The following is a 15,116-nucleotide window of genomic DNA, read 5'->3' as shown; positions in this document are numbered from 1 at the left end:
CCTTTATCATTCTAATTTACCTTATGCTCTAGGCCCGAATTATTAAATCTAACCTTTAAATTTTTTCTATAAATAAAATCTTCTGTTTTTTCCAATGAGTTGTGCTTTAATTCCTTTCCTGTAACTGTTACAACTATACCTGTTGATTTTACCATTTGATTTTCATTAGCATATTCTATAATCTTATATATTGCTGTATCAATGCTTTGATCTAAAAGATTAGTTTCCTCAATTAACTTTGCTCCTTTTTCTGTTGAAGATGAAATATTTAAAACCCTATTAAATCCATTTATATCTAACTTTATAGTAGAAGTTGTGTCAATTACTATTGTTCTGGTAACAACATTATACCTATATATTATCGCCATTGAAAAAACTAATATAAATACAACTAAAATTGATATATATATTTTAACATCTTTTAGTGTCTTTTTTTCATTAGCATTAATTTCCTGACCTATTAATACATCTTCATTTAATTTAACCTTTTTAAATTCACCTAAAGCTGTAAGAAGAATTGCATCTTTTTTATTTTTCCATACAACAATACCATTAACAGTTAATCCAGCTTCATATTCTACTATATCTTTTACATCACTATTCTTACTATCATCAACACTAGTTTCAACCATTTGTAAGTAATCTTGAATATTTTTATATTTATCATTTCCAAAAATTAATGTATAAACAATTATATAATCCCTATATTTCTCAAGAAACTTCTTATTAACTCTTGTAAACATCTGTAACTTACTAAATGGTATTTCAATATTATTTATAAAACTATCATATAGCTCAAAATTAGCTGCTATATACATTGATATAGTTACCAACTCATTTCTTTGAGAATAACTTACTTCTCTTGAAATTAAATCTTTTATAAGAACCTTATATTTTATTAATTCATCTACTAAGATATTAATTTCTTTGCCTCTTTCTCCTATTACATAATTACCAATTAAAAATAAAGGCTTTACTGATGAAAATTTATACTTACCGCTTTGAAATTTATCCATTTATTCCCCCTAGTTATCATTTCTCACTTTTATCAATAAGTCTTCCTGTTACTATAACCCTTCTCTTTGATCCAATAGTACATGTTATCAATGTAATTTTTTCATAATCTGCAGTGTCTAAAACTTCTACTTGCTCTGGTTCTACAATAAAACTTTCATCAACTTCATATGTATATTTTCCACTTTTAGTAGTTACAATTACCTTATCTCCAGGCTTAACCTTATATAAATTTATAAAAGCATCTGTAAAATCAGAAACTCTATGTCCTGCAACTGAAAAATTTCCAACCTCTCCTGGCATTGCTGATTCTGGAAACTTACCTAAAAAATACTTTATTACATCTTCAGTTACCCCTTCGACAACAGGCTGCTTTAATCTAATTGATGGAATTTCCATTATTGCTATAGGAGTATATCCATTTATTGAATCTAAATTTACATCCTCATGACTTTCATTATTTGTATTATCTTCTTTTAACTGATTTTCAAAACTCTCTAACACTTCATTTTGCTTATTAGAAGTAACCATTTTCTTATAAACTACTGTACCTATTATACTAACCCCTATAAGTATAAGCAATATACCTATAAACCTTCTAAACTTATCCAATAAATCAACCCCTTAATTAAATTTTATCTTTATTTCTCTAAATTTGTACATATATAATTTTTTCTACATATATTATAACATAAGGACTAAAAACATTAATATATTTTAATGTAAAGTATATGGGGGGAGTTTTTTATGAAATATAATAAGGATAATATTATTTATATTGATTTTACATTTAAAAGGAAAAAAATTAATTCTAAGCCTCATTTATTTTTATATAAACTTTACTCAAGATTGATAAAAATTTTTCCATTTAGATTTACATCTAATAAAAATAAAAATCAATCTATATACACAAACAGAAAAACATCAAATTATTAATTTTTATTATCCCATTATTATTTTGAAATAAAATCTTATGTTAAAATATATATAATACATTTAAATCTTTAATATTATTATTGCTTTGCAATAAAATTAATAACTATATTTTAATGAGGTGATTTGATGAAAATAGGAATGGGATATGACGTACATAAATTAGTAGAAAATAGAGATTTAATTTTAGGCGGAGTTAAAATTCCATATGAATTAGGATTACTTGGTCATTCTGATGCTGATGTACTTTTACATGCTATAATGGATTCTCTTCTTGGAGCTTCTGCTTTAGGAGATATAGGAAAACACTTTCCTGATACAGATGAAAAATATAAAGATATTTCAAGTATTGAATTACTAAAACATGTTGGTAAGCTCTTAGAACAACATAACTATATAATTGGAAACATTGATGCAACAATAATAGCTCAAAGACCAAAAATGGCACCTCATATACCTGATATGAGAAAAAATATAGCTAATGCATTAAACATTTCCCTTGATCAAATAAATGTTAAAGCCACAACTGAAGAAGGTCTTGGCTTTACTGGAGAAGGTCTTGGAATATCTTCACAAGCTATTTGTTTAATTCAAAATAAAAATTAAGTTTTATAACATTAATTATAATCAATAAACTTAACGAATTAAAAATTAAAAGTGGTAAGCTATTAACTTAATTCTTATAACTTACCACTTTTTATATGTAATTTATTCTTAAAATTTTTTATAATTTCTTAGATATAAAAAAAGAAGTAATAAAAATTACTTCTTCTTGGTGCGCCATCAGGGGATCGAACCCGGGACACCCTGATTAAGAGTCAGGTGCTCTACCAACTGAGCTAATAGCGCATAAATGGAGCGGGTAGTGGGAATCGAACCCACCTTTCCAGCTTGGAAGGCTGGAGTATTACCGATATACGATACCCGCATACTTGACAATATAATTATACTTAATAAAAATTATATTGTCAATATTTTATATAACCTCAGTAAGATTTTTTTGTAATACGTTTCTAAAAAGCTCCCCTGATTTTCTATCAGTTGTTGCATTTTTACATATATCTAACCATGTTTTAAGTTCTTTATCAGTTTTCTTATTAATTTCTTCTTGTCCACTTGACATATAGCTTGATTCTAAAACAAATTTTCCAAGCTCCTCTGAAGTTTCAAACATTTTTATATAAAGAAATTCCCTACTATCACCATACCACGTCCTATTAAATTCTCTTAAAAATTTTTTTACTTCTCTTATAGCTTTATCATTTGGAAAATCCCAAAATCTCTTTAAATCAGAAACATTTTTTCTCATTTTATCTGCTTCTTCTCTTGTAATTTTTTCAGAACTTTCACCATCATTTATTATTTCCTCTACTGGCTTTATTGGAACGTATGAAATAGGACCATACTTACAATTTATCCAAGTATAAAATGCTTCTTGTAAAAAAGAATATTGTATATATCCAATAAATACTTTAATATTAGGGAAATATGCCCATATACTATTTAATCCACCATATTTAGAAAAAATCAAAGTATGCATATAAACACTTTTATCAGTAGGCAAATTTTTCATAAACATATGACCTCTTATGGTCCTATTTTCCATAATAAAGTTTTTCCAATACTCAAAAGAATTATAATTTTGTCTCATACTATCACCTTCCTTAACAATGTTAAATATAATATATTATATTTATAATACACCACTTAATGGTACTGCATAACTTATATTTATTCATCAGTATATTTAATATTACATTTATAATATACCACTTAATGGTAGTTCTAATCAACTAGAAAACGTTTTTATAAAATGTAAATTTGATATTTTACTTTATTTAGAATATAATATAAGTAGATATTTATATAATTCTAAAGAATTAAAAGGGGGCAATCTATTGTACAATTGTGAAATATGTGGAGATAAAGCTGATGTTCATCATATAGTTCATAGAAGTGAAGGTGGTTTTGATATTGAACTTAATTATAAGCATCTTTGTGCTTTTCATCATCGTGGTAAAAATGGTCCACATCAAAATCAATTTGTTGATCTTCAATATAAAATTGAGATGCAAAATAAATTGTACAATACTTTAAAAAAGGAATATTATTCACCAAAAGAAATTTCTCAAATCTTAGGAGTTCATAATAATTCCTTAAAAAGATTACTAAAAAATTTAAAAAGATATAAGGAAGGCTATAAACGTGATGATATAATTTTTACTCTAATGGGTTGTGTGAAATATAATATAGATACTCTAGAAGAATTAGCATTAGATTTATTGGTTGAAGTTTTATAATAATTATACGGAGTTGTTTTGCTAAAAATTAGTGTACAACTCCTTTTTCATATAAAATAAAAAAAGTTAACTATTTCTAATTAACTTTTTAATAATTGGGTTTCTTATCAATATGGAGCGGGTAGTGGGAATCGAACCCACCTTTCCAGCTTGGAAGGCTGGAGTATTACCGATATACGATACCCGCATATTTCATTTTAGTTATTTCTGAATAACTAACCTCTTGAACAATTATCATTATATTCTATAATACTAACCTTGTCAACAATTTTTTTAATTTTTTTATTTTTATATTATATTTTGTACGCAATTATAACTTGTTTTATTCAAATATCCATATCTAATTGCACAAAGTAATCTTTTGTTAGCTTTAAATCAATTGATATAACTAGCTTTACAAATTCAAATTTTTATAATTTCCCATAAAAAAAAGATGTGGCTGTCGCACTAAAACTTTTATATACAATATATTGTTTAATATTATTTAAAAAAATAAAAATCAACAACAATATATTGTAATATTTATTATTAATGCGACACCCCCATACTTTTAATGAATTATTCAAATTTAAATATTAATTCAAATTTTCCTGTAACACTTCCACCAATAAAATTTTTACCATGTTTACTTGTAAAACCTATACTAGCTTCTTTTGGTGTATCACTTCCAGTTTCTTTAGCTGGTAATACACCTAACTCTTTGTTTATCACATTAACATTATCTCCAATAAACTCTTCAATTGTTCCAGTTCTTAAACTTGGCTCTTCTGAGTCTTCTGGAAAATCTGGATTACCTGTATTACTATTTTGTTTATTTGTTGATAACCATAAAGGATTGTTTGGTTCATTATAATTTGACTGAGCTAAGGATTTATCCTTTATATAAATACCCAATGCCATTTTTGTCATGGAATCTTGTTCACTCATGTTATCCCAATCACAAGAATTTGGTCCTACAATTTCAAGTTCACCAGAATTAACTTTTTTAGCAAATGATTCAACTTTAACTCTTACTGGACTAGTATTATTATTCTTTATTTTTAGTACTCCAGATACAAATTGATCATTCTCTTGACTTCCATCTTCATTTGGTATTAAGTTTGTTACTATTTGAAATGGAAGTTTAGTAGGTACAGTTACATTTATAGTTCTAACAACCTGTATATTTATTTCCTTTTCTGTTGAATTTCCATATAAATCAGTTGCCCTATACCTTGCTTTATAATTACCTTCAATGCTAGGATTAACATCATTGCTTAAAAGTTCTAATATAGTTTCTCTTTCATAAAGAGAATCATCTTCATCAGTTGCCCTTACAGCTTTCTTTAAATATTCATTAATAGCTTCTGATTTATTATCTATTGAATCTAATTCTATTATCGTCTTATTAGTTGATTCAATTTTGGGCATATCATATACAATTATTGTACTTGACTTTCTAGCAGTACGATTATTACTATTAGTAACTGTATATATAGCTTCATATAAACCAACAACATTAACATTTACATCCGAATAATCAAACTCTATTTGGTTAGTAAGTGGTCCATCAATACTATCATCTGCTGTTACACTTCTTTTTAGTTCTTCATAATTTATTTCTGTACCCTTTAATACTTTTTTATCCATTACTCCCATTATTCTAGGTGCTGATTTATAAATTGCTTCTAAGCCATTTGGTGTTAATTTAAAAACAGCTTCAAGTAAGTTCAAACTATTATCTACACCATCATAATAATTTTCTCTTGCTCCTTCTATATTACCCTTTATAAGCAATTTTTTAGGTGTTCTATGAGTCATAGTTAACGTGTCACCATATACATAATTAAAGTCATTAAATTGATTTAAAACACTAGCATCATTTCCATTTTGATTTCCATTTAAGGTAATTAATCGTTTCCTATTTCCTTGTTCACTTTTTAACTCCATTGTAAATACAGTAGTTGATACTGTACTATCAAGTAAAGTTGTATTTTTATCAACTACAGCAATACTACCACCATTATTTCCATTTGGAGTAATTTTAATCTTAATAGGTATTTTTTCTGGTGCTACTAATTCTATTAAATTTTCATTTACATTTAATTTATCAACCTCTGGCTCCACATAAATTGCCCTTAATCCAGAATCAGTAATTTTAAACACAGTATTTACAATATTTTCTGGATTTTGAACAAAATCAGAGTAATCTTCAGCAGAATTTCTAACTGGTCCATTAATAGAAAAATATTGTGGATGTCCTGCGTAAATTTCAATTATTGTATTATACGGAATCTTCATATTTTGAAGTGCTCCTAAAACTTGAATACTTGGTCTAGCACTTCCCATTAACTCTAAGTTTTGAGTAAGAGTATAATCACTGGAACTACTTGCTGTTGTTCCCTCTCTAGGTTCATATACCTTTATTCCATAATATTTAAAATTAGAATTACTAGATGCAAAATATTCCAAACTATTGTTAACTGTAAAATTTAATTTAACACTATTTTCATCACTAGTATCTTTAATAAAACTTAAATTCAATCTATCATTTAATCCAAATTTAATTTTATCTTCAAAGATACCATTTTTCAAATTTACTATTCTTTCAGCAGTATTACTTCTTCCCCAAGAATCTGTTACTATATACTGTAAAACATTTCTTCCTACCCTTTGCTCACCTTCTACAATTACTTCATCTTTAACTTTTTCAATTTCATCTTCTTTACCTACAGATTTATTTAAATTAATTTCTTCACCATTATTAGATGGATTCCAAATAACTTTTACATTACTCTTAGTTAAAATATCATGGTCATCAAAAATCTTTACTCCCCTTAAATAATTAAAATCATCTCCTTTAATCCCATCAAATACTTCTTCATTTCTATTTTCAACAATAATACCATTTAATTTAACTTTTTCATCTATTTGTATTACTGGTGCATTATTATATACTGCTTCTAATCCTAAATCAGTAAACTTAAACCTAACATTTTTTATTTTATCAATATTAGTAACTCCATTAAAATAATCAATTTCTTTATTTACAACAGTTCCTAATATCTTTATACACATTTTATTTAATTCAGTTACATTTTCTATAGCAATATACTGTCCATCTTCGTATATAAAATTTTGTATTCCACTTTCCTCATTATATAACTTTTCTTTTATAGTAGTTGCATTATCGTTACCCAAAATCTCTATAGATTTTAATTCATTACCATTAAAATCATAAATTTTTATAGTTGCAAAAATATCACTTAAGCTATTTGGATTAAAAGTAGTATTTAATTCTTCATTAGTATTAACCATAATTTTATTTTGATTATTTATATTATCTCTAGCAAAGCTTATAGAAACTCCTTCTATTCCATCAATAGAATAAATATTTATTATATTACTATCCATGGCAGATCTAATTTCAATACTTCCTGGCTTTGTAGCACTTCTACCCCAAGAATCTTCAGCAATATATGTTATATTTTGTATTCCTAATGTATCATAATCAACTTCATCATCATTTATAGTTACTTCATTTCTACTTATTTTATCATGATCATCAGTAACTTCTATATCACTTGGAACAAGTAATAAACTTCCCTTATAATATGGAATAGGATCATCTCCACCTATTATCTTAGGTGCTTCATTATAAACATACTTTAATCCATTAGATAAAATCTCAAATCTTCCATTTTCCATTTTATCCTTACTTGATAAACCCTCAAGTTTATTTTGCTCACTATTTATTATTTCACCTTGCAACTCTAAAGTTTCGTTTGGCTCCTTAGCCCATATACTCAAAGCATAACCTTCTTCATAAGAAAAATTATTAATTTTACTTATTATAGAATTATCAATCAGTTGATTTCCCCTTAATGCAATAGTTCCCAAGTTCTTTCCCACAGTATCATAAGCATTTATTTCAAACACTTGATTTTTATCAATAAAATTAATACTAGTATTAAGCTCATAATCTAATACTCTAAGTTTTTTTTGTATTGAATCAAAACTTATTATAAGTATATTATTTCTATTATCATCTCTTACATTAAGCTTTATATTTTCCAAATTATTTCTAGGTAAAACTGTTATTGTCCTATTAATAACTTCTTTAATTCCCCAGCTATTTGAAATGATATATTTTACAATATAAACCCCTTCCCTTAACTTTTTAAATTGTGTCTTATCTTGATTTTCTGTTCCATTTTCAATTACTTCATCACTAAAATTCACATCACTAACTTCAGTTACTACTTCATCTATACTAATTGTATAATCCTCATTATTATCATCATTAACGTTTACAGTAATGCCACTTAAAAGATTTAAAGTATCCCCTCTTTTTATAGTTAAATTATCTACACCAGTTACACTTAAAGGTTTTGGTGTCATTTCCTTAAGGCCATCATCTGTTATCTTAAATCTAACATTAGAATAATTTTGAATATCTCCAAATCCATTTAAATACTTTTCACTATATATATTATTTTCATCATTAGATTCAATTATAACACCACCTATAATTCTTACAGTTGTAGATGTTTCTCCTTTTAAACTTATAGTGTCATACTTGCTAAATGATACATTATTTAAACTTGCTAACTGTAATTCATCATGCTCATTATCACCATTTAAAATCACTTTAATTTTTTCATTTCCCCTTAAATCTCTTAAAACCATCTCAAAATAATTATTTTCACTTAACTTATAAACATTACTTGTTTCATTTTGTAATATATCACTTCCTCTTAATACAAACTTATTTTCATTAGTATCAAAAATAATTTTAAATGATAAGTTTCCATCTACCCCATAAACTTCTATTTCATTTTCTCTTACCTTTGATTCCACATTTATGCTAGCTTCTTTAAGAGTTGCCCTTCCCCAAGTATCATAAAGTTTATATTCCACTTTATAAGTTCCTAATTTGTTAAAATCATAATTACATATATTAGGATTTTCATTTAAATGTGTTACAAGATTATCATTTACATATACAAATACAAATTCTTTAGAAATATTTTCATCTATTTCATCACTTACATTTATATCTGCTAATAAATCTATAACACCTTTGCTAATAGTTCTGTTCTTTCTAACTCCTTCAATATTGGGCGCCTTATTATACTTAGCTATTAATCCATCATTACTTACTTTAAATCCAGTATTTTTCATATAATCTAACTTATTATCATCATCCATATTGTCATTTTCTCTTGGCTTATCACCAAATATAGTTCCAGTAATTTCAATGCAAGATAAATTACTTCTATATACTCTTATAATATCCCCATCAGCATATTGCAACTTATTAAGCTCTATTAATTTAGGAGAAGTACCTCTATCATTACCATTTAAAGTAATATTAGCTTTTTCATTTCCCTCTGAATCTTTAATTTCAATAGTAAATGCAACATCACTTAAATTATTTACAGACAACTTTTCATTACTTTGATTAAATACCTTATATGTATTTTTAACTGTATCAAATCCAATTTCAAAAGCTAATTTTCTATTAACATTTTCTGAATTAATTATATTTAAAGTATTATCACCTTCTAAATTAATACTTTCATTTTGACTTATAGCTTCATTACCTTCTTGCATATTATTAACTTCTGAAAATATTTTAAATATATTTTTATATAAATTAGGTCTTACTGTAATTTTTCTATTTACTATTGTAGTTTTATCCCAACGGTCAGTTGCAGTATAAGTTACTGTATAAGGTCCCAATTGATTTGTATTAACAATATCACCTGAAATACTTGTTCTTAAATGACCACTATCAAAATCATCAGTATAAGTTACACCCTCACCACTAACAAATTCTTCACCTTGATAAACATCCTTATCTTCAGCTCCATGTATCTTAGGGCCTTCATTATATATAGATTCTAATCCATCAGGAGTTAATCTAAACACAACATTATTCATATTATCAATATCATTAACACCATCACTATAATCTTCCCTTGCATTTTTTATTTTACCTTTTATAATTGACCTAGCTGGTTCTATATGCCATAAATATAAACAATCATTATACTCAAAAGGAACATTATTCCAATTCCTATCGTTTTCTCCATTATTAGAATTAGTAGTGGACATATATGTTGAACCTTCCTCACGCCCATTAAACTCTGTTCTTTTTTTAATATGTCCATCACTTCCTATAAGAACCATTTTATAAACTACTTCATTTCTATCTGATAAAACCATTGTTTCTGTTACATCAACTACTTTAAACATTTTTTGTTCAAAATCAATTTGAATTTTAAATGGAAACTTTTCTGGTGCAACTGGACCAAATACAACTTTATTATTTGTTATATTATTTTCATCTGGATTAGTATATATTGATTTTAATCCACTTTTTGTAATCTCAAATTTTACATTAAGTAAGTTTTCTGGATTTTGTACACCATCAGTATAATTCTCTCTTTCATCAGTTACATTACCTATTATAGAAAATCTATTTGGATGTCCATGATAAATCTCAAAATAATCTCCATATTTAAATGTATAATCCTTTAAAGTTTGTAAAGTACTATCTGTAACTCTTTGTGATACATCAATGCTTATTTGTGGAACAATAGCAGTTGCCCCAACACCATTTTCATTTGGTCTATATACTGCAATTTTTACATAACCACTAACTCCCCCATTACCAAAAGACTTATTATAAGTAATTACATTTAATTTATTATTTTCATGATTAAAACCAATTTTTATTATCTCTCCATTTTCACCATTAAATATAATAGTATTTTTATCAACACCATTTTTTATTATTAAACTTCTTTCAACGCTACTTTCTCTTCCCCAGCTATCTTGAACTGTTAATCTAACTGTGTTATTTCCTATCCTTAAATACTTCTTCTCTTCCTCTACAAACTTCTCTTCTTCTGTTTTTTCCTCAACATTACCGTTACTTAACCTTCCATTATCCTGTTCATTATTTTCAAGATTATATCCCTGAACTGTGGAGCCATTATCCTCATTGCTATCTATAAAACTAACCTTTATTTTATTATTATCAATAATATGATTATTTTCAGGATTATCCCTATCATCAACAACTTGTATATTTTCTGTGTAATTAATAGGATCACCTGCATATACAGTAAGAATATCATTACTTAAAAACCTTATTTTAGGTGGCTTATTATAAATAACATGTATTCCATCTTCTGTTAAATTAAATCTAACATTATCAATATAATCATTACTAGTTATAATTTGAGAATAATCCTGCTCTCCATCTCCATCTTCACCCAATTCATTATTTCCTGTCATATATCCATTTATTCTTAACCTAACTAAATTACTGCTCCATAAACTAAAATAATATCCATCATAAACAGTAATATCTTCTAACCTTTTTTCAACTTCTTCCACATCCCTTGATTCTGCTTCTGTTAATTGAATTTCACCAACCTTTTCTTCATCAACATTAAATACAGTTAACTTAAATACAATTTCATTTTGTTGTTCTTCAAAATTCTCTTCATTAACCATACCACCTTTTACATCAAATATATTTGATATTGGATTATAATTAATAGAAAACAACTTATTATTGCCGTCTGCACTATAAAATTCAATATCATTTGATGCAGATTTTGATATTACAGATACATTCCTTTGATAAGTAGCACTTCTTCCCCAAGCATCAGTAACCTTATAATTTAAAATAAAATCCCTAATTTCATCAGTTTCTACATAATCATCACTACTTTTATTAAAAATCTTAAACTTAAATTTTTCTTTAGCTTTACTTTCATCTTCTCCTTTAAGTTTACGTCCATCTACATCAGTAATTTCTATACTGCTAAGACTTATTTCATCTGTATCATCTTTTACTTCAATCCCATTAGTTGCAACTTCTTGAGTTATATCATCATTTTTATATACATATAAAATTTTATTTAACCCTATAATTACAGGTGCTTCATTATATATAACTTGTAACCCTTCAGATTTAATTTCAAATCTAGTATTTTCCATCTTTTCTTCATTTTCAAATCCATTTAAAATAATATCTGATTTACCAGATATAAATATCCCATCTTTTGAATCATAACACCATAAAGAAATATATCTAAAGCCTTTATATGATAAATTGTTAATCTTATTAACTACTTCATTATTTAATAAATCAGAATTAGTTAAACTTATAATAACTTCCTCTTCACTTTCACTATTATTTCCATTAATTTTAGAGCCTTCAGCTTTATTATCCTTAATAAGCTTAAACTCAAATATCTTATCATTTTCCTTTAGCCTACTTGGAACCTTACTTTTATCAATTTTATCTACTACAAAATGTTTATTTTCATCATCAAATCTAATAGTTAATATAACTTCATCAGTTTCATCATTTTTAATTGTTATATAATTATATTCTAAAGGACTATATGGATAAACAGTTATCTTTCTTTTTATCATAGAACTTCTACCCCAGCTATCCACAACACTATATTCAATTTCCTTTTCTCCAATTGTATTAGTATCAAAATCGCCAATTACAACCTTTTCATTTAAAGTATTTCCATCATGGTCATCTTCCACTCTTAAACCTTCCATTAATTCCTCTCTACTTAAACTTCCATTTCTATTAACTTCTAAATTAATAGAAGAATTTATTATAAACCTTGGGGCTTCATTATAAATATAAGTTAATGTACTTTCCCCTATTTCAAATCTTACATTTTTCATAAAATCTGAATTATCAATTCCATCACTATAATCTTCACCATTTTCCCCTTCATCTTCACTTGATGAATTTTTGTCCACACCACTAATAACTATATTTTTAGGATTATTTGACCATAACTCTATACAATCACCTATAGCATATTGATAACCATCAAATCTTTTTAACATAGACCTTAAATTATCAGTTCCCTTAATATTTAAAGTCTTTTGCAATACACCATCATTTGTATATATCCTTAATTTAAATATAGATGATGATACAGATAAATCTATAGCTTCATCTTTTACATTATCTAAATCATCAACTAAAAATTGATTTTTTACAGAATCAAACTTTATTTTAAATAAACTTTCATCACCATTTTTAAATTCTATAAATTTTTCATCAAGAGGATTTGTTGATTTAACTATTAACCTCATTTCAGCAGTATTAGACTTTCCCCAACTATCAGTAACAGTATAAACTATAATTTGCTCTCCTACCTTAGAAGTATCAAAAGAGCTATAAGTTATTGAAACAACTTTTGAATCTAAATTATCCTCTGTAAATTCATCAAAATCATCAGTTATTTTTCCATTTTTTATATAATTTAATGGCTCAAAATCTGTGCTTCCTCTTATTATTTCAACAGGTGCTAAAGGTGCTATTTGTGGAGCTTCATTAATTACCTCCTCCAATCCACTATTTTTAATTCTAAATCTACGAGTTGAAATATCCTCTTGTGGTACCCCTTCATTATAATGCTTAACTTCATTAGTACTTACTAAATCACCAGATGAATTTTTACTTAAAACCCTTATGTCTCCATTTATTTTAAGCTTATCTTGAGATTCTGCATGCCATATTCCCACATAATCTCCCTCTTCAAAAAGATAATTTCTTATATCATTTAATTTATCAGTATCACTCTTATCAGTACCTAACAACGTAACTGATGATTTTATATTCATATCTTTATCATATAACACAAATTTAAAATACTCTCCATTTATAGAATTACTCATTTGTCTTCCATCTTCATCCATTATTTGAATTTGATTTGCTATAGTATCAAACCTTAATCTAAATCTTCTAACTTCAGTATCATAATAAGGAGTTCCTTCTACTATAATTTCATTTTGTGTTAATTGGTCAGAAGCATTTTCTATATTTACATTATTAGGGGTAGGTAATTCTTTATCACTAATAATTTGTTCTTCCTGATTTTCAGGTTCATCTATTAACTTTGAAATACTTTTAGGAAATATCCTTCTTGACCCAATAGTTTTTCTTCCCCAACTATCTATAGCAATATATCTAACTTCTAATATGCCATCTTGAAGCTGAATTACTTCAATTTCAAGCTTAGAATTATCAATAATTCCATCATGGTCATCCTTTACTGATATTCCTGTAAATATATCATTATTAGGATTTTCAGAATCTATAATATCATTAAGACCACTTATAACTGGAGCTTCATTATATATTGAATTTAGATGGTCATCAGCTATTTCAAATCTTACATTTTCAATATAATCATAATTATCAATGCCATCAAAATAATTCTCTTTTTCTTTAGTTATATCACCTTGTATATTACCAGTAATCTTTAATACATCCTTTTTATTTACAGGTATTATTTGAACAAAATCACCAATTTCATAACTTAAATTTTTTAATGGTTCCAATTTTTTAGAATTTCCAGTATCACTACCATTAAGCTCAATTGCAAGCTTTTCCTTTCCCTCCTTATCATAAAGCCTTATTTTATACATTACTTCTTCTGGAGTTTCTTCTGATATATTTTTATCCAATTGATTTTCTACAGTAAATTTCTTTTCTAATATGTTAAATCCAATAGAAAATAATAAATCATTAGTTTTATTAATATATGCACTAAATTTAACTTTATCAAGCCCTAATTCTTCTTCATTATTTTGAATACTTATTTCTGGGCTTTCTCCTTTAATATTTTCATCATAATTATTTATTATTTTATTATTATAATTACTGCATATTTTTTCATTTTTACCAACAATGCTTTTTTCAATAGCTGATGTAATTATGCCTTCAGGTAAATTTTCTATAAACAATATAACTATACAAACAATAATAATTAATCTTTTTTTCATATATTAGATTCTTCTCCCTTCCATAATATATAAACTTATAATCTT

Annotated in this window: 7 protein-coding genes and 3 tRNA genes; 3 read left to right on the top strand and 7 right to left on the bottom strand. The window is 26.2% G+C overall.

Features of this window, described 5'->3' with window-relative positions; translation table 11 throughout:
- Positions 1 to 11: 11 nt before the first annotated feature.
- Both ACUN06_RS01690 and ACUN06_RS01685 read right to left on the bottom strand, forming a co-directional pair.
- Positions 12 to 1,016 carry an anti-sigma-I factor RsgI family protein gene (locus ACUN06_RS01690; protein WP_449390003.1) on the bottom strand — a complete coding sequence of 335 codons (1,005 nt, stop codon included), beginning with the start codon at positions 1,014 to 1,016 and terminating at the stop codon, positions 12 to 14.
- A gap of 16 nt (positions 1,017 to 1,032) precedes the next feature.
- Entirely contained in the window at positions 1,033 to 1,626 is a 594-nt protein-coding gene (locus ACUN06_RS01685) for a class D sortase (RefSeq protein ID WP_291735108.1), read from the bottom strand.
- A 135-nt stretch (positions 1,627 to 1,761) separates the two neighbouring features.
- Between ACUN06_RS01685 and ACUN06_RS01680 the strand changes: the two genes are divergently transcribed.
- Complete coding sequence (locus tag ACUN06_RS01680; protein ID WP_291735104.1) at positions 1,762 to 1,950, top strand: hypothetical protein; 189 nt, start codon at positions 1,762 to 1,764, stop codon at positions 1,948 to 1,950.
- A 126-nt stretch (positions 1,951 to 2,076) separates the two neighbouring features.
- Positions 2,077 to 2,553, top strand: coding sequence for a 2-C-methyl-D-erythritol 2,4-cyclodiphosphate synthase (gene ispF, locus ACUN06_RS01675; protein WP_291735103.1), 477 nt, complete (start codon positions 2,077 to 2,079; stop codon positions 2,551 to 2,553).
- 167 nt (positions 2,554 to 2,720) lie between these two features.
- Here ispF and ACUN06_RS01670 read toward each other — a convergent pair.
- The 3 genes from ACUN06_RS01670 to ACUN06_RS01660 form a co-directional block, all read right to left on the bottom strand.
- Positions 2,721 to 2,796 (bottom strand) — tRNA-Lys (locus ACUN06_RS01670).
- A 5-nt stretch (positions 2,797 to 2,801) separates the two neighbouring features.
- A tRNA-Gly gene (locus ACUN06_RS01665) sits at positions 2,802 to 2,875 on the bottom strand.
- A 48-nt stretch (positions 2,876 to 2,923) separates the two neighbouring features.
- On the bottom strand, positions 2,924 to 3,598 hold the full coding sequence (locus ACUN06_RS01660; protein WP_291735101.1) for a hypothetical protein: 675 nt from the start codon (positions 3,596 to 3,598) through the stop codon (positions 2,924 to 2,926).
- A gap of 247 nt (positions 3,599 to 3,845) precedes the next feature.
- On the opposite strand from ACUN06_RS01660, the gene ACUN06_RS01655 reads away from it, so the two are divergent.
- Complete coding sequence (locus tag ACUN06_RS01655; protein WP_291737193.1) at positions 3,846 to 4,247, top strand: HNH endonuclease signature motif containing protein; 402 nt, start codon at positions 3,846 to 3,848, stop codon at positions 4,245 to 4,247.
- A gap of 113 nt (positions 4,248 to 4,360) precedes the next feature.
- On the opposite strand, the gene ACUN06_RS01650 is transcribed toward ACUN06_RS01655, so the two are convergent.
- Both ACUN06_RS01650 and ACUN06_RS01645 read right to left on the bottom strand, forming a co-directional pair.
- Positions 4,361 to 4,434 (bottom strand) — tRNA-Gly (locus tag ACUN06_RS01650).
- Positions 4,435 to 4,805: 371 nt separating this feature from the next.
- A complete protein-coding gene (locus tag ACUN06_RS01645; protein WP_449390002.1) occupies positions 4,806 to 15,071 on the bottom strand; it encodes an immunoglobulin-like domain-containing protein in 10,266 nt (3,421 codons plus the stop codon).
- Between the last annotated feature and the right edge of the window lie 45 nt (positions 15,072 to 15,116).

Source organism: Clostridium sp. ETTB3 (assembly GCF_053571985.1).
This window is presented reverse-complemented; position numbering and strand designations above follow the sequence as displayed.

Coding starts and splice junctions, on each gene's coding strand:
- ACUN06_RS01690 (WP_449390003.1), bottom strand. CDS start 1,016: ATGGATAAATTTCAAAGCGGTAAGTATAAATTTTCATCAGTAAAGCCT.
- ACUN06_RS01645 (WP_449390002.1), bottom strand. CDS start 15,071: ATGAAAAAAAGATTAATTATTATTGTTTGTATAGTTATATTGTTTATA.
- ACUN06_RS01660 (WP_291735101.1), bottom strand. CDS start 3,598: ATGAGACAAAATTATAATTCTTTTGAGTATTGGAAAAACTTTATTATG.
- ispF (WP_291735103.1), top strand. CDS start 2,077: ATGAAAATAGGAATGGGATATGACGTACATAAATTAGTAGAAAATAGA.
- ACUN06_RS01680 (WP_291735104.1), top strand. CDS start 1,762: ATGAAATATAATAAGGATAATATTATTTATATTGATTTTACATTTAAA.